The sequence below is a fragment of the Bacteroides sp. genome (genome assembly GCF_052357945.1).
Lineage (GTDB): Bacteria > Bacteroidota > Bacteroidia > Bacteroidales > Bacteroidaceae > Bacteroides.
Genome location: NZ_DAWCXD010000016.1, coordinates 18,312 through 35,092, shown reverse-complemented (window position 1 = coordinate 35,092; position 16,781 = coordinate 18,312). Strand labels below are relative to the sequence as shown.

13 protein-coding genes are annotated in these 16,781 nt (G+C 43.4%); 12 read left to right on the top strand and 1 reads right to left on the bottom strand.

Annotated features, from left to right (window positions below; genetic code table 11):
* Positions 1-13: 13 nt before the first annotated feature.
* Positions 14-2,506 (bottom strand): DNA translocase FtsK, encoded by a 2,493-nt coding sequence (locus ACT8YW_RS05835; RefSeq protein ID WP_009000538.1) that lies wholly within the window; start codon positions 2,504-2,506, stop codon positions 14-16.
* A gap of 125 nt (positions 2,507-2,631) precedes the next feature.
* On the opposite strand from ACT8YW_RS05835, the gene ACT8YW_RS05830 reads away from it, so the two are divergent.
* The 12 genes from ACT8YW_RS05830 (at position 2,632) to ACT8YW_RS05775 (ending at position 16,719) form a co-directional block, all read left to right on the top strand.
* Positions 2,632-3,303, top strand: coding sequence for a DUF5063 domain-containing protein (locus ACT8YW_RS05830; RefSeq protein WP_444104316.1), 672 nt, complete (start codon positions 2,632-2,634; stop codon positions 3,301-3,303).
* Positions 3,304-3,305: 2 nt separating this feature from the next.
* On the top strand, positions 3,306-3,965 hold the full coding sequence (locus ACT8YW_RS05825; RefSeq protein ID WP_444104315.1) for a 3'-5' exonuclease: 660 nt from the start codon (positions 3,306-3,308) through the stop codon (positions 3,963-3,965).
* 63 nt (positions 3,966-4,028) lie between these two features.
* On the top strand, positions 4,029-5,207 hold the full coding sequence (locus ACT8YW_RS05820) for a class I SAM-dependent rRNA methyltransferase (protein ID WP_444104314.1): 1,179 nt from the start codon (positions 4,029-4,031) through the stop codon (positions 5,205-5,207).
* Positions 5,208-5,614: 407 nt separating this feature from the next.
* Positions 5,615-6,865 (top strand): nucleoside permease, encoded by a 1,251-nt coding sequence (locus ACT8YW_RS05815; protein WP_004301812.1) that lies wholly within the window; start codon positions 5,615-5,617, stop codon positions 6,863-6,865.
* A 13-nt stretch (positions 6,866-6,878) separates the two neighbouring features.
* A complete protein-coding gene (locus ACT8YW_RS05810; RefSeq protein ID WP_004301811.1) occupies positions 6,879-7,472 on the top strand; it encodes a bifunctional nuclease family protein in 594 nt (197 codons plus the stop codon).
* 8 nt (positions 7,473-7,480) lie between these two features.
* Positions 7,481-8,179 carry a 16S rRNA (uracil(1498)-N(3))-methyltransferase gene (locus ACT8YW_RS05805; protein ID WP_128858059.1) on the top strand — a complete coding sequence of 233 codons (699 nt, stop codon included), beginning with the start codon at positions 7,481-7,483 and terminating at the stop codon, positions 8,177-8,179.
* A 51-nt stretch (positions 8,180-8,230) separates the two neighbouring features.
* Positions 8,231-9,778, top strand: a complete 1,548-nt coding sequence (locus ACT8YW_RS05800; protein WP_444104313.1) for a DUF4836 family protein — start codon at positions 8,231-8,233, stop codon at positions 9,776-9,778.
* A gap of 20 nt (positions 9,779-9,798) precedes the next feature.
* Positions 9,799-10,443, top strand: a complete 645-nt coding sequence (locus ACT8YW_RS05795; RefSeq protein WP_004304608.1) for an ATP-binding cassette domain-containing protein — start codon at positions 9,799-9,801, stop codon at positions 10,441-10,443.
* 94 nt (positions 10,444-10,537) lie between these two features.
* Positions 10,538-11,743, top strand: a complete 1,206-nt coding sequence (locus ACT8YW_RS05790) for a hypothetical protein (RefSeq protein ID WP_004304607.1) — start codon at positions 10,538-10,540, stop codon at positions 11,741-11,743.
* 23 nt (positions 11,744-11,766) lie between these two features.
* The gene (locus ACT8YW_RS05785; RefSeq protein WP_444104312.1) at positions 11,767-14,418 is read left to right on the top strand and encodes a TonB-dependent receptor plug domain-containing protein; all 2,652 of its coding nucleotides are present in this window, start codon (positions 11,767-11,769) and stop codon (positions 14,416-14,418) included.
* Positions 14,419-14,813: 395 nt separating this feature from the next.
* The gene (gene miaA / locus ACT8YW_RS05780) at positions 14,814-15,734 is read left to right on the top strand and encodes a tRNA (adenosine(37)-N6)-dimethylallyltransferase MiaA (RefSeq protein ID WP_444104311.1); all 921 of its coding nucleotides are present in this window, start codon (positions 14,814-14,816) and stop codon (positions 15,732-15,734) included.
* A gap of 58 nt (positions 15,735-15,792) precedes the next feature.
* Positions 15,793-16,719 (top strand): diacylglycerol/lipid kinase family protein, encoded by a 927-nt coding sequence (locus tag ACT8YW_RS05775; RefSeq protein WP_444104310.1) that lies wholly within the window; start codon positions 15,793-15,795, stop codon positions 16,717-16,719.
* The last annotated feature ends 62 nt before the right edge of the window (positions 16,720-16,781 follow it).

The window sequence follows — 16,781 nt, the reverse complement described above, 5'->3', positions numbered from 1 at the left end:
AATAAACGAACGGTTACTGTAAATTGTTCAATCGCATTTCAAGATCGTTATCATCCATGCACAAGACATCGCGCGCCTTGCTTCCCTGGGTAGGGCCTACGATTCCCGCTTTTTCGAGTTGGTCCATAATACGTCCGGCACGGTTGTAACCGATAGCGAATTTACGCTGAATTAACGAAGTGGAACCTTGCTGATGGATCACCACCAGTCGGGCTGCATCTTCGAACAACGGATCAAGACGTCCCATATCAATATCTCCGACTTCACTGCCACCATCTTCACTCACGAACTCTGGCAGGAAAAACGGAGTAGGATAACTTTGCTGACGGGCAATGAATTTCGTAATTTCTTCCACTTCCGGCGTATCGATAAAGGCACACTGCACACGCACCGGATCGGCTCCCTGCAAGAAGAGCATATCACCCTTACCAATCAAACGGTTAGCACCCGGACGGTCGAGAATGGTACGGGAGTCCATCATGGCAGAAACACGGAATGCGATACGTGCAGGGAAGTTGGCTTTGATCGTACCTGTAATAATATTAGTAGTCGGACGCTGTGTAGCAATAATCATGTGGATGCCGACAGCACGCGCCAACTGTGCAATACGGGCAATCGGAAGTTCCACTTCCTTACCGGCAGTCATAATCAAATCTCCAAACTCGTCAATCACCACTACGATATACGGCATAAACTTATGTCCCTTTTCCGGATTCAGGCGGCGGTTGATAAATTTCTCGTTATATTCTTTGATATTACGCACATGTGCCATCTTCAAAAGATCATAACGGGTATCCATCTCCACACAAACAGAGTTCAGGGTTTGCACTACTTTCGTTACGTCCGTAATAATCGGTTCGCCTCCATCAGGAAGTTTGGCAAGGAAGTGATTTTCAATCACCGAATAGATACTGAATTCCACTTTCTTCGGATCGACCAGCACAAACTTCAATTCTGCCGGATGCTTCTTATATAATAAGGAAGTGATAATGGCATTCAAACCGACTGATTTACCCTGACCGGTTGCACCTGCCACCAATACGTGCGGCATCTTGCAAAGGTCGAACATAAAGACTTCGTTCGTAATCGTCTTACCCAATACAATAGGCAAGTCATATTTGGATTCCTGGAATTTCTTACTTCCGATCACACTCTGTCCGGAAACAATTTTCGGATTCTTGTTCGGTACTTCAATACCGATGGTTCCTTTACCCGGTATCGGAGCAATAATACGGATACCGTCAGCGGAAAGGCTCAATGCGATATCATCTTCCAACCCACGGATTTTAGAAATACGTACTCCCTGCTCCGGAGTAATTTCATATAGAGTTACCGTAGGTCCCACGGTTGCTTTAATCGTACTGATTTCGATTCCGAAGCTACGCAATGTATTGATGATGCGGTCTTTATTTGCATTCTGCTCGTCCATGTCAATCGTCGGATCATCATTTTCAAAATGCTTCATCAAATCGATAGTCGGGAAACGGTAGTTTTCCAAATCCTTAGTAGGATTATACGGTTCGAGTTCAGGTCCCTGGTATTCTTCTTCCGAAGCTGCCGGTTCCACCTCAAATCCGGGTTCCGCCTCTTCCAAAGAGTCTTCCTGCACAATAGGAGCAGGATTGGAAACAGTCGGTTCAAATACCATAGTCACTCCTTCACTCTCGTCAGATACGGAAGTATCTTCCTTTTCCGGTTTATTAATAGGAAAGTCGTCTTCAGGTTCTTCAGCCTGAATATCCATCACTGGTGCCGGAGGAGGTGTCTGTTTATACGTCCGTTTCAAATTAAACTCCACTTCTTGCGGTTGGGAAGTCGTAAATTCCGGATCGCCTTCTCCTTCCGGAACATTCTCCTTTTCTTCTTTCTTTTCGCGTTTCAGGAAACTCAATGCGAAGAGTTTACGCAACCAGATGACGGTACGCGCACTTATATATATGAAGAAACAGATAGCCGTTATCAACAGGATCATCCACACACCGGGTACTCCAACTTGCGAGATCAGCCAACGACTGACATTATATCCGTGCATACCTCCCAAATAAATGAAGGAATCCTGATAATGATCCATAAAGGCAAATCCGAAGAATACGGAGAACCAGACCAGCAAGAGTGTGCAGCCGATAAACCACTTCCACAAACGTACAACACGTACACGCATCAACTTCAATCCTGCCACTGCCAGGAAAACAAGTATGAAGAAAGAGGAAACACCGAAACAGTCATTAATCAGATAACTGGCCAATTGTGCTCCGCGTGAACCTGCATAATTCTTCACCTGATTATTAACAGCCGCCAAATCTGCCGAACTGCCACTATCAATAATACTTTGATCGGCAGCCCCCGTGAAGAAGAAGGAAGAAAAAGCCAACAACAGGTAAACAGAAAAGATGACCAGCATCAATCCGATTACAAAATGAATGGTTTCATTCTTAAATACAGCCACAATTTTACTGGGGGAAGAGGGAGTACGTTCCGCCTCCTTATCTAATTTCTTCTTTGCCATGAGTCTTTAATTCTTTTTTATAAAACAGGAATGAGATTCTAAGCTGCAAAAATAATAAAAAAATAACGAGCACTACGCTCATTCAATCCTTTTTCTTACCTTTGCGTTTCAAATCAATATAGATCATGGAAAAAGAAAGCCAAACGATATTTGATAAAAACGTAATTGAGTTCGTAACGGTAGCTGCCGAATTTTGTGCATTTCTCGAACGTGCCGAACGCATGAAGCGTAGCACTTTCGTTGATACATCATTAAAAATACTTCCCCTACTCTATCTCAAAGCATCTATGCTGCCCAAATGTGAGACTATCGGGGACGAAGCACTTGAAACGTATGTCACAGAAGAGATTTACGAAATTCTGCGTATCAACCTTTCCGGATTGATGGCTGACAAGGATGATTATCTGGACGTATTCGTGCAAGATATGGTGTATAGCGACCAGCCTATCAAGAAGTCTATATCGGAAGACCTGGCCGACATTTATCAGGATATTAAAGATTTCATATTTGTCTTCCAACTGGGACTGAACGAAACAATGAATGATTCATTGGCCATCTGCCAGGAAAACTTCGGTACACTGTGGGGACAGAAACTGGTAAACACACTTCGTGCCCTTCACGACGTGAAATACAACCAGGAGGAAGAAGAAGAAGAAGAGGAAGTAGGTAATGAAGAAGGATTTTACGAACCAAGCGACGACAACGATTGTTGTGAAGAAGATGGCTGTCATTGCCACGATGATGATTGCCACTGTCACGAAGACGGTTGCCATTGCCACGATGATGAATTAAAATAGAAATGATTGTAAGAAGAACCATAGATAAAGATGAACTAAAAGAACTCCCGAAAACAGTCTTTCCGGGACGTATTTATGTTATCCAGTCGGAAGCTGAAACGGAAAAAGCAGTAGCTTACCTCCAATCCAGACCAGTGATAGGTATCGACAGCGAAACTCGCCCTTCCTTTACCAAAGGACAATCGCACAAAGTAGCACTTCTCCAGATTTCTTCCGAAGAATGCTGTTTCTTATTCCGGCTCAATATGACGGGACTGACCCAGCCATTGGTTGACTTGTTAGAAAATCCGGCTGTAATCAAAGTGGGACTTTCACTGAAAGACGACTTTATGATGCTGCACAAACGTGCACCTTTCACCCAACAAAGCTGTATCGAATTACAGGACTATGTGCGTCAATTCGGAATACAGGACAAAAGTCTGCAAAAGATTTACGCCATCTTATTCAAAGAAAAAATATCCAAATCACAACGCTTGTCCAACTGGGAAGCTGATGTATTAAGTGACGGACAGAAACAATACGCTGCTACCGATGCATGGGCATGCCTCAATATCTACAATCTGTTGCAAGAACTGAAACAGACGGGAGATTGGGAGGTTTCTCCGCTGACAGTTACTGTTTCTCCCGCGGAGGAAGTGATAAGTAATAAAATAAGTGATTAATAACCAATAATAAAACGATCTAAAATCCTCTCCCTTGGGAGAGGATTGAGGAAAGACTACATTATGCATAAAGTATATCTCAAACCTGGTAAAGAAGATTCTCTTAAGAGATTCCACCCCTGGATTTTTTCCGGTGCTATCGCTCGTTTTGACGGAGAGCCCGATGAAGGTGAAGTTGTAGAAGTGTACACCTCAAAAAAAGAATTTATTGCCGAAGGACATTTCCAGATCGGAAGTATTGCTGTGCGCGTACTGTCTTTCCGCCAGGAACCTATCGATCACGATTTTTGGAAACGTAAACTGGAAATTGCATACGATATGCGCCGCAGTATCGGCATCGCCACTAATCCGACCAACAACACTTACCGTCTCGTTCACGGTGAAGGAGACAATCTCCCCGGGCTGGTGATTGACGTTTATGCCAAAACCGCTGTTATGCAGGCACACTCTGCAGGAATGCATGTAGACCGTATGACAATTGCCGAAGCTTTATCCGAAGTAATGGGTGACAAAATCGAAAATATCTATTATAAATCAGAAACAACTCTTCCTTTTAAGGCAGACCTTTTCCCCGAAAACGGTTTTCTGAAAGGAGGAAGCAGTGATAATATCGCACAAGAATATGGCTTGAAGTTCCATGTGGACTGGCTGAAAGGTCAAAAGACCGGATTCTTTGTAGATCAGCGTGAAAACCGTTCTTTGCTGGAACGTTACGCCAAAGACCGTTCGGTACTGAATATGTTCTGCTACACCGGCGGATTCTCATTCTACGCCATGCGCGGAGGTGCGAAACTCGTGCACTCTGTCGACAGTTCAGCCAAAGCGATTAATCTGACTTACAAAAACGTGGAATTAAACTTCCCCGGTGATTCCCGCCACGAGGCGTTTGCCGAGGATGCTTTCAAATACCTCGACCGCATGGGTGACCAGTATGATTTAATCATCCTTGATCCGCCCGCATTCGCCAAACATAAAGATGCACTGCGGAATGCTTTGCAAGGTTACCGCAAACTGAATGCCAAAGCATTCGAGAAAATCAAACCGGGCGGCATCCTGTTTACTTTCTCTTGTTCGCAAGTGGTAAGCAAAGACAATTTCCGTACTGCCGTGTTTACCGCAGCAGCCATGTCAGGGCGTAGCGTACGTATTCTACACCAGCTGACTCAACCGGCCGACCATCCGGTAAACATCTATCATCCCGAAGGAGAATATCTGAAAGGATTGGTACTCTACGTAGAATAACCGGCAAGGTGCCGGAGCCAAGTTTCCATTCGGATATCAGGCATTTCTCCGGAAGTATAGCTGATTAGAGAAGGCAATAACAGAAAAATGGAAGATTCAAAGTTAATTAGAGTTAACGAACAGAAGATTTTCGAGAAAACATTATGTTGTATAACATAAAACCTATATCTTTGCACTGTGTTTTTCATGGTATTAGATTTAAGGTTAACAAAGATTGGCTGTCTGGGATAGATAGCCTTCTTTTTTTACCCCCCCTTCATTTGTTTTTTCACACCCAAATCTCATCTTTTCTTCGCATTTATGCCATTTTTATCCCCTTTTTATCAAATTACTTATCCACCTATTCAACGAAAATATTATATTTGCAAGGTTTATGAACGTGAAGAGAAACACAAATTAAAAAAGTCATGAGTATAAAAGTTCGTTTGATTATTATGAACTTCCTGCAATTCTTTGTATGGGGGTCATGGTTAATATCATTAGGTGGTTATATGGGAAGAGAACTTCATTTTGAAGGAGGACAAATCGGAGCCATTTTCGCCACCATGGGGATTGCCTCTTTGGTAATGCCGGGTATTATCGGTATTATTGCCGATAAATGGTTTAATGCAGAACGTTTATACGGACTTTGCCATATTGCAGGAGCAGGATGTCTCTTCTACGCTTCCACCGCAACGGGATACGACCAGATGTATTGGGCCATGTTACTCAACCTGTTGGTATATATGCCCACTTTATCCCTCGCCAACACGGTATCGTACAATGCACTGGAGCAATACAAATGTGACCTGATTAAAGACTTCCCTCCTATCCGCGTATGGGGAACAATCGGTTTTATTTGTGCCATGTGGGCTGTCGACCTTACCGGATTCAAGAATTCAAGTGCGCAACTTTATGTAGGAGGTGCTTCCGCATTGCTACTCGGACTTTATTCATTTACGCTCCCGGCCTGTCGACCGGCTAAATCTGAAAACAAATCATGGCTCTCCGCTTTCGGACTGGATGCGCTGGTGTTATTCAAGAAAAAGAAAATGGCTATTTTCTTCCTTTTCTCCATGCTTCTAGGTGCAGCATTGCAGATTACGAATACTTACGGCGACCTTTTCCTAGGCAGTTTTGCCAGCATCCCTGAATATGCAGATTCTTTCGGAGTGAAACATTCAGTTATCCTGTTATCCATTTCACAGATGTCCGAAACATTGTTTATTCTTGCCATACCTTTCTTCCTGCGTCATTTCGGAATCAAACAAGTCATGCTAATCAGTATGTTCGCTTGGGTGTTCCGGTTCGGCCTGTTCGGTTTTGGAGATCCGGGATCAGGACTATGGATGCTGATCCTTTCCATGATCGTTTATGGTATGGCCTTTGATTTCTTCAACATTTCCGGTTCGTTGTTTGTTGAACAAGAAGCCAAATCTTCTATCCGTGCCAGTGCACAGGGCTTGTTCTTTATGATGACTAACGGATTGGGAGCCATCATGGGCGGATATGCCAGCGGTGCGGTAGTTGATGCATTCTCTGTATATGCCGACGGCAGACTGGTGAGTCGCGAATGGATGAACATTTGGCTGATCTTTGCCGCTTATGCGCTGGTAATCGGCATTCTGTTTGCCTTGGTATTCAAGTACAAACACCAGCAGGAGAGTAAAACAAATTAAGTAAAAGAGAACGATGGACAAAAAGGTAGAATTACAAGTTATAAATATCACGAACAGCCAGGCGCAAGTAGGCGCGTTTGCTATGCTATTGGGCGAAGTGGACGGTGAAAGGCAACTGCCTATCATCATCGGTCCAGCGGAAGCCCAGGCTACCGCTTTATATCTGAAAGGAGTGAAAACTCCCCGTCCGTTGACACATGATTTATTTATAACAAGTCTTACTATACTGGGAGCCAGCCTGATACGTGTATTAATTTACAAAGCAAAGGATGGTATTTTCTACTCCTATATTTACCTCAAAAAAGACGAAGAGATTATACGTATCGACGCACGGACTTCAGACGCAGTTGCCCTGGCAGTGCGTGCCGACTGCCCGATTCTTATTTATGAATCTATTCTTGAACAGGAATGTCTTCACATGTCGTCAGAAGAAAGAACCCGTTCTGAAGAAACGGACAACGACGAAGTGGCTGAAGAAGAACATGATTTGCCCGGTGCTACTTCCAGAACGCTTGAAGAAGCACTGGAACAGGCTATTAAAGATGAGAATTACGAGTTAGCCGCGCAGATACGCGATCAAATCAATTCAAGAAATAAAAATCAGTAAGTAATATTATGCACGTATTTTATACTCCAGATATACAGAAAAGCAACGAGCTTCCCGAAGAGGAAGCACAACACTGTATCCGTGTTCTGCGGCTAAGTATCGGAGACGAAATCACGCTTACCGACGGTAAGGGTAACTTCTACAAAGCTGAAATTACTGTTGCAACCAACAAACGTTGTTTCGTAAACATCAAAGAAACCATTTTTCAGGAACCGTTATGGCCGTGCCATTTACACATTGCCATGGCACCAACGAAGAATATGGACCGCAACGAATGGTTTGCAGAGAAAGCTACCGAAATAGGTTTTGACGAACTGACTTTCCTCAACTGCCGTTTCTCGGAACGTAAAGTCATCAAGACCGAACGGATTGAAAAGATTCTGGTATCAGCCATCAAACAATCTCTCAAGGCACGACTGCCAAAATTGAACGAAATGATTGAGTTCGATCAGTTCACCAGGCAGGAGTTTAAAGGACAGAAGTTTATCGCCCACTGTTATGAAGGGGAGAAACCTCTATTGAAGAATGTTCTGAAACCAGGAGAAGACGCCCTTGTTCTGATAGGTCCCGAGGGAGATTTCAGTGAAGAAGAAGTGAAGAAGGCCATCGAACGGGGATTCGTACCGATTAGTCTCGGCAAATCACGGCTCCGTACAGAAACAGCGGCATTGGTGGCCTGCCACACGCTGAATCTGCAAAATCAATAACAGCAGTAAATGTCTGAATCAATGATTATACAACTTTTAAATAACATAAGTATGGCAAAGAAAACGATTTCACGACTCTCGGTACTGGCAGTACTGATTGTTTTTCTGGCAGCATGTTCCAAAACATCGGAATATACAAATGTGATACCGGCTGACGCTTCGGTAGTTGCCTCTATCAACCTTAAATCCCTCGCAAGCAAAGCGGGATTGGATGATAAAGAGAATGAAGCTGCCAAACAAAAAGTACTGGAAGCACTGAAAAGCGGAATGAATGCGGCCACATTCCAACAACTGGAAAAGGTTATGAAGAATCCGGGCGAATCGGGAATCGATGTTGAATCTCCATTCTATGTGTTCTCTTCATCTTCTTTCCCTTATCCTACTGTTGTAGGTAAAGTGAACAATGAAGATAAGTTGCATGCTTCACTCGACGTGATGGCAAAAGAACAGATCTGCCAACCGGTAGGCGAAGCTGACGGTTACAGTTTTACAACGATGAACAGCGGTTTGCTTGTTTTCAATAGTTCTACTATATTGGTAGTCAATGTCAGCGGAACAACTCAAACTGATAAAGCCAAAGAAGCCATTACTAATTTGTTGAAACAGACAGCAAGCAATAGTATCGTGAAATCAGGAGCTTTCCAGAAAATGGAGAAACAGAAAAGTGATATTAACTTCTTTGCTTCCATGACAGCTATTCCTTCAACCTACCGCGATCAGATAACCATGGGATTACCTACCGAAGTGAAAGCGGAAGACATCACTCTGATAGGAGGACTGAACTTTGAAAAAGGAAAGATTGCCCTCAAAACAGAAAACTATACTGAAAACGAAGCAGTGAAAGCTCTCCTGAAAAAACAAATGGAATCTGTTGGAAAAGCGAACAATACTTTCGTTAAATACTTCCCGGCTTCTACCCTGATGTTCTTCAACGTAGGTGTAAAAGGAGGCGAACTGTATAACCTGTTGAGCGAAAACAAGGAATTCCGCAACACAGTATCTATCGCTAAGGCAGACGAAGTAAAAGAGTTGTTCAGCTCGTTCAATGGTGATATTTCTGCAGGATTAATCAACGTAACGATGAGTAGTGCTCCCACTTTCATGATGTACGCTGACGTGAAGAACGGCAATGCTCTTGAAATGATTTACAAGAACAAGGAATCATTGGGATTGAAGAGAGGGGAAGATATCATGCAACTTGGCAAAGACGAATATGTCTACAAGACAAGAGGCATGAATATATTCTTCGGCATCAAGGATAAACAAATGTATGCAACCAATGATGAGTTACTCTACAAAAACGTAGGTAAAGCTGCCGACAAATCAGTCAAAGATGCTCCTTATGCATCGGATATGAAGGGAAAGAGCCTATTTATAGCAATCAATGCCGAAGCAATCCTCGATCTGCCTATCGTTAAAATGGTAGCAGGTTTCGGAGGACAGGAAGCTAAGACATATATCGAACTGGCCAACAAGGTTTCTTACCTGTCCGTGAGTTCGGAAGGGGAAGTCAGCGAAATCGACCTCTGCCTGAAAGACAAAGATGTAAATGCCCTCAAACAAATTGTAGACTTTGCCAAGCAATTTGCCGGCATGTAATAAATGTATAAACCAACGGTATGAATAGTATTCACTTACAGCAAACACTTCCCCAAGTGTTTGCTGACCGTAATTCGGTGACTTCGGACGTATGGCATCAGGATCTTTTCTTCCGGAAAGGAGAAATGTATCTGATTGAAGCTGCTTCCGGCACCGGCAAATCTTCGTTGTGCAGCTATATCTATGGCTACCGCAACGACTATCAGGGGATTATTAATTTCGATGAAACCAATATCAAAGCATACTCCGTGAAGCAATGGGTCGACCTGCGAAAGCATTCACTAAGTATGCTTTTTCAGGATTTACGCATCTTCACCGAACTTAGCGCTCTTGAAAATGTGCAATTGAAGAATAACCTCACCGGATGCAAAAAGAAAAAAGAAATCTTATCGTTCTTCGAACAACTGGGGATCGCAGATAAAATAAATGTGAAAGCCGGCAAGCTATCTTTCGGACAGCAACAGCGCGTCGCCTTTATCCGGGCGCTCTGCCAGCCGTTCGACTTTTTATTTCTGGATGAACCTATCAGCCACCTGGACGATGATAACAGCCGCATCATGGGTGAACTTATCATTGCCGAAGCAAAGGCACAAGGAGCCGGAGTGATCGCCACTTCCATCGGTAAACATATCGAGTTGCCTTACAACCATACACTTCAACTGTAGTAAGCTGGTTAATAGCAGGTAGCAGGTAATAAACAACCTCTTTTCACAGCATCATTTCAAATCGTAAATCGTAAATTGTAAAATCGTAAATAAAATGCCAACTCTTGTCTGGAAGCTTCTCCGTCAACATATCAGTATCGGTCAATTAGCCGGTTTCTTTTTAGCCAACCTATTCGGCATGATGATTGTATTGCTTAGCGTACAGTTTTATAAAGATGTCATTCCCGTATTCACCGAAGGAGACAGCTTTATGAAAAAGGATTTCATCATAGCTACAAAGAAAATCAGTGCTCTCGGTTCTTTTGCAGGAAAGAGTAATACATTCTCTGCCGAAGAAATTGCGGATCTGAAAAAGCAACCGTTTACCAAAACAATAGGAGCTTTCACTCCTTCTCAATTCAAAGTTTCAGCAGGATTGGGAATGAAGGAAGCCGGTATTCATCTTTCCACAGATATGTTTTTTGAGTCTGTTCCCGATGAGTTTGTCGACATCAAACTCGATAAATGGCATTTCGATGAAAACACACATACCATCCCCATTATCATTCCGCGCAACTATCTGAACCTTTATAACTTCGGTTTTGCGCAAAGCCGCAGCCTCCCCAAACTATCGGAAGGGTTAATGAGTCTGATTCAAATGGATATTATGATGCGTGGCAACGGACGGGTGGAACAGTACAAAGGAAACATTGTCGGCTTTTCCAATCGTCTGAATACGATTCTTGTTCCCCAGTCCTTTATGAAATGGGCTAATGAGAATTTCGCACCGAATGCAGAAGCCCAACCGGCACGATTGATTATCGAGGTTAGCAATCCGGCAGATTCCGCCATCGCCAGTTATTTTCAGAAGAAAGGATATGAAACGGAAGATGGTAAGCTGGATGCCGGAAAAACAACTTATTTCCTCCGTCTTATCGTAGGTATTGTATTGGGAGTGGGTTTATTTATCAGTATCCTTTCATTCTATATACTGATGTTGAGCATCTTCCTGCTTTTACAAAAGAATACGACCAAGCTGGAAAGTCTATTACTAATCGGATACAGTCCCAACAAGGTAGCATTGCCTTATCAGTTGCTCACGGTAGGATTGAACGTTATCGTGCTTGTATTATCCATCGGATTAGTCTCCTGGTTGCGCAGTTATTACATAGACAGCATCCGCTTGCTATTCCCACAACTGGAAACCGGATCATTATGGGCAGCAATCAGTATGGGTATTCTATTATTTATCGTTGTATCGGTGATTAACATACTGGCAGTAAAAAGGAAAGTGCTTTCGATCTGGATGCACAAATCATAGATGTAGAACCAAACACATACCGTATGAAAAACAAAACTACATTTTCTATCCATAGAGGCTTAATAGCTTTCTTTTTCGGAATACTGTTCTGTTTTGCCCCATTGTCGGGGCAAAACGTACAAGATACAATTATTGCGTATTTTAATCTACTGGAAAAAGTCCCACAGGAGAAACTCTACTTACATCTGGACAAGCCTTTTTATGGGGCAGGAGAAAAAATATGGTTCAAGGGATATCTGGTAAACTCTGTTACACATCAAGATAATACACAAAGCAACTTCATCATTACAGAACTTGTCAACCGTTCCGACTCTATCGTAGAACGTAAGAAGATTCGTAGAGATTCATTGGGTTTTCATAATGCTTTCACCCTCCCTCCCACTCTCCCAGCAGGCGATTATTATTTGCGGGGATATAGCAACTGGATGCTTAATCAGGAACCGGAATTCTTTTATTCACGCAATCTGAAAATCGGTAATTCGATTGATAATACGATTGTTTCAAACATTGAGTATCAGCAAGAAGACGAATCACATTATACAGCCAAGGTAAGATTTACCAGCAATACCCAAGAGGCTTTCGGAAATACTGCCATCCGCTACCGCTACATTGAAAACGGAAAGATTAAAGATAAAGGTAAAAGAAAGACAGATGAGAATGGGTTGATTTCTATTTCCCTGCCGGATTTGAAGCCTATTGCCACACGCCACATTGAAGTAGAGTTCGATGATCCCCAATATACTTATAAAAAGACTTTCTATCTGCCTTCGTTTACAAAAGACTTTGATGTTAAGTTCTTCCCTGAAGGGGGCGCTCTCCTGACCGTTGCTCATCAGAATATAGCTTTCAAGGCTCAAGGATCGGATGGCTTTCCTACAGAAATAGAAGGCTTCTTGTTCGATGCCAACGGAGACACATTAACAGCTTTCCGCTCGGAGCATGACGGTATGGGAGTTTTCACACTGAATCCGACTGTGGGAAACTCTTACTATGTGATTGCCAAATCCGGTGACGGGATCAGTAAACGATTCAACCTCCCAGCTGTAGAAGAAAAAGGAATCACACTTTCCATGACACATTATAAAAAGGAAATCCGTTACGAAATCCAGAAAACAGAAGCTACCGAGTGGCCTCAAAAGTTATTCTTGATTGCGCACACTCGTGGAAAGCTAGTCATCCTACAACCAGTCAGTATCGACAGGACTTTTGGAAGAATGAACGACAGTTTATTCAACGCAGGCATCACCCATTTCATGCTGATCGACCAACAGGGCAACGCACTTAGCGAACGCCTGGTTTTCATACCCGACCGGAATCCGCATCAATGGCAAATTCTTGCAGATAAACCGACATACGGAAAAAGAGAAAAAGTATCCCTGCAAATTTCAGCAAAGGATGATAACGGCACTCCGGTAGAAGGTAGTTTCTCCGTCAGCATTACCGACAGAAAGAGTATCCGTCCGGATTCGCTTGCTGACAATATCGTATCGAATCTTCTATTGACCTCCGACTTAAAAGGATATGTAGAAAATCCCGGATATTATTTTTTGCAGCAAGACCTCCGGACTCTCCGCACGGTAGACTTTCTGATGATGACGCACGGATGGCGCAGACACCATATCCAGAATGTACTGACTGCACCTTCAATGAACCTCACCAACTATATGGAAAAGGGGCAAACTATCAGCGGACGTATCAAAGGTTTCTTTGGAGGCAACGTCAAGAAAGGACCTATTTGTATTCTGGCCCCCAAACAGAACATCATCGCCACTACCACCACAGACGAAAAAGGAGAGTTTATCGTGAACACATCTTTCAGAGATAGCACGACTTTCCTTGTTCAGGCACGTACCAAAAGAGGATTTGCCGGAGTGGACATCGTGATTGACACTCCTCAATACCCGGCAACTTCGCACAAGTCTCCTTTCCATGATGGAACAGCAACGTTTATGGAAGATTATTTGCTCAACACCCGCGACCAATATTACATGGAAGGTGGAATGAGAGTGTACAATCTGAAAGAAGTGGTAGTCACTGGAAGTCGTAAAAAGGCCAGTTCAGAAAGTATTTACACAGGAGGTATCAACACCTACACGATCGAAGGGGACAGACTGGAAGGATTCGGTGCACAAACAGCTTTTGATGCAGTCACCAGACTTCCGGGCATTAGCGTGACAAATGGAAATGAAATACATATCCGCAACAATCCCGAGCAACCTGTCATTGTTGTTGACGACGTGGTGTATGAAGACGATAACGACATCCTGACCATGATACAAACCAGCGATATGTCGAGTTTGAGCCTTCTTCGCGGTGCCGATGCAGCAATCTTAGGTTCCCGCGGTTCGGCAGGCGCTATCGTTATTACGCTGAAAGACGGCAAAGATATCCCGGCAAGACCGGCACAAGGTATTATCACGTGCACTCCACTAGGGTACAGCGATTCGGTCGAGTTCTATCATCCTACTTATGATACGCCCGAAAAGAAGAATGACCAACGCTCGGATTTACGAAGTACGATCTATTGGAATCCTAGCCTTCAACTGGATGCTAATGGAAAAGCAACCATCGAATACTATACTCCGGACAGCACTGCACCGGAAGATATAACCATAGAAGGTGTAGATAAAAACGGAAAGGCATGCCGGATCATACAGACAATAAACAACAGATAAATGTGGAAATGATTTTGAACATTAGGTTTATAGACTTACGCAAGTAAGCACAACTCTATTAAGGCACCTTTATCTTTATTCTATCAAGCAGGTATACATCCGTTAAGCTACCGATATCATTCATTCACCACGGCCGTGGAGAGCTAACAAGAGCGGTACTTTAGCTGAACAATAAAAGCACTCTAGCTGGACAATGCCAGTATCTTTAAGCTACTTTACCCGTATCTCTGTAGTATCCTCACACGCTTCATCATCATTAGATTGAATATCACCAATTAGAGGTTAAAATACAAATTTACCTTCCCTACCCCCTTATTAATCTTGATAAAAAAGCGATTGAATACCAAACAGGTTAAAAATATTTCGTAATTTTGCAGACATAAAAGAATGAAGCTATGCCGGACTATGATTTAATCGCCATACTCGGACCTACAGCCTCGGGTAAAACTCCCTTTGCCGCTGCCTTGGCCTATGAACTCAACACAGAAATTATCAGTGCCGATTCCCGTCAGATATATAGAGGAATGGATCTCGGTACAGGAAAAGATTTGGCCGACTATACCGTAAACGGACGTACAATCCCCTATCATCTGATTGACATTGCAGACCCCGGATATAAATACAATGTGTTTGAATATCAACGTGATTTCTTGAATTCTTACGAAAGCATCAAACAAAAAGGCTGTCTTCCCGTTTTATGTGGAGGGACAGGTATGTACCTGGAATCCGTGTTGAAAGGATATAAACTGATGCCCGTACCGGAAAATCCGGAATTGCGCAACCGTTTGGCAAATCATTCGCTGGAAGAGTTGACGGAAATGCTAAGTCAATACAAGGCTTTGCATAACTCCACCGACGTGGATACCGTGAAACGGGCGATACGTGCGATAGAAATTGAAGAGTATTATGCAGCCCATCCAGTTCCCGAAAGGGAATTTCCGGAACTGAACAGTCTCATCATCGGAGTGGACATTGACCGGGAACTGCGCCGTGAAAAGATCACCCGCCGATTGAAACAACGATTGGATGAAGGAATGGTGGACGAGGTAAGACGATTGATCGAACAGGGAATTGCACCGGACGATCTCATCTACTATGGACTGGAATACAAATACCTGACATTATATGTCATAGACAAACTGACTTATGAAGAAATGTTCAACGGTTTGGAGATAGCCATCCATCAGTTTGCCAAGCGACAAATGACCTGGTTCCGCGGCATGGAAAGAAGAGGATTTACGATCCATTGGATGAATGCAGAACTGCCGATGGAAGAAAAGATAGCTTTTGTAAAAGAGAAACTGCAAGGGAATTAGTATCTTTGGCAGTTATTATAGTGCGATTTTTAATACACAATAGGATAGATAAACAAATATGAGTGTAGAACCGAAGAAATGGGGAGTGATTTACAACCCAAAAGCTGGTACCCGAAAGGTAAAGAAGCGCTGGAAAGAAATTAAGGAGTACATGGACAGTAAAGGTGTAGACTATGACTATGTACAATCCGAAGGTTTCGGTTCGGTAGAGCGTCTCGCTAAAATTTTGGCCAACAATGGTTATCGCACGATTGTCATTGTGGGAGGTGATGGGGCATTGAACGATGCCATCAATGGCATTATGCTATCCGATGCCGAAGACAAAGAGAACATCGCCCTCGGCATGATTCCGAACGGTATCGGAAATGACTTCGCCAAATATTGGGGACTTAGCACCGAATACAAGCCGGCTGTCGACTGTATCATCAATCATCGGTTGAAGAAAATAGATGTAGGCTACTGCAACTTCTACGACGGAAACGAACACCAGCGTCGCTATTTCCTCAATGCCGTTAATATCGGACTGGGAGCACGAATCGTTAAAATCACCGATCAGACCAAACGTTTCTGGGGGGTGAAGTTCCTTTCATACATTGCCGCCCTGTTCTCCCTCATCTTCGAACGGAAACTCTACAGAATGCATCTCCGCATCAATGATGAACATATCCGCGGACGCATCATGACCGTATGTATAGGCAGTGCCTGGGGATGGGGACAAACTCCCAGTGCCGTTCCGTACAACGGATGGCTGGATGTATCTGTAATCTACCGCCCGGAATTCCTGCAAATTATTTCCGGGTTATGGATGCTGATTCAGGGAAGAATCCTGAATCACAAAGTGGTGAAAAGCTACCGGACGAGAAAAGTAAAGGTACTCCGGGCACAGAATGCAGCGGTGGATTTGGACGGGCGTTTGTTGCCTAAACATTTTCCTTTAGAAGTAGGCGTGCTCCCGGAAAAGACAACGCTTATCATCCCCAACTAATCAGGATCACTCCACCCAAGGAGAGAAACATATACTCACAATCTAATTGATAATTTGTAATT

Excerpts from the sequence above, each read along its gene's own strand:
- miaA (WP_444104311.1), top strand. The coding sequence starts at position 14,814 with ATGCCGGACTATGATTTAATCGCCATACTCGGACCTACAGCCTCGGGT.
- ACT8YW_RS05835 (WP_009000538.1), bottom strand. The coding sequence starts at position 2,506 with ATGGCAAAGAAGAAATTAGATAAGGAGGCGGAACGTACTCCCTCTTCC.
- ACT8YW_RS05775 (WP_444104310.1), top strand. The coding sequence starts at position 15,793 with ATGAGTGTAGAACCGAAGAAATGGGGAGTGATTTACAACCCAAAAGCT.
- ACT8YW_RS05810 (WP_004301811.1), top strand. The coding sequence starts at position 6,879 with ATGGACAAAAAGGTAGAATTACAAGTTATAAATATCACGAACAGCCAG.
- ACT8YW_RS05820 (WP_444104314.1), top strand. The coding sequence starts at position 4,029 with ATGCATAAAGTATATCTCAAACCTGGTAAAGAAGATTCTCTTAAGAGA.
- ACT8YW_RS05785 (WP_444104312.1), top strand. The coding sequence starts at position 11,767 with ATGAAAAACAAAACTACATTTTCTATCCATAGAGGCTTAATAGCTTTC.
- ACT8YW_RS05830 (WP_444104316.1), top strand. The coding sequence starts at position 2,632 with ATGGAAAAAGAAAGCCAAACGATATTTGATAAAAACGTAATTGAGTTC.
- ACT8YW_RS05790 (WP_004304607.1), top strand. The coding sequence starts at position 10,538 with ATGCCAACTCTTGTCTGGAAGCTTCTCCGTCAACATATCAGTATCGGT.
- ACT8YW_RS05815 (WP_004301812.1), top strand. The coding sequence starts at position 5,615 with ATGAGTATAAAAGTTCGTTTGATTATTATGAACTTCCTGCAATTCTTT.
- ACT8YW_RS05795 (WP_004304608.1), top strand. The coding sequence starts at position 9,799 with ATGAATAGTATTCACTTACAGCAAACACTTCCCCAAGTGTTTGCTGAC.
- ACT8YW_RS05825 (WP_444104315.1), top strand. The coding sequence starts at position 3,306 with ATGATTGTAAGAAGAACCATAGATAAAGATGAACTAAAAGAACTCCCG.
- ACT8YW_RS05805 (WP_128858059.1), top strand. The coding sequence starts at position 7,481 with ATGCACGTATTTTATACTCCAGATATACAGAAAAGCAACGAGCTTCCC.
- ACT8YW_RS05800 (WP_444104313.1), top strand. The coding sequence starts at position 8,231 with ATGGCAAAGAAAACGATTTCACGACTCTCGGTACTGGCAGTACTGATT.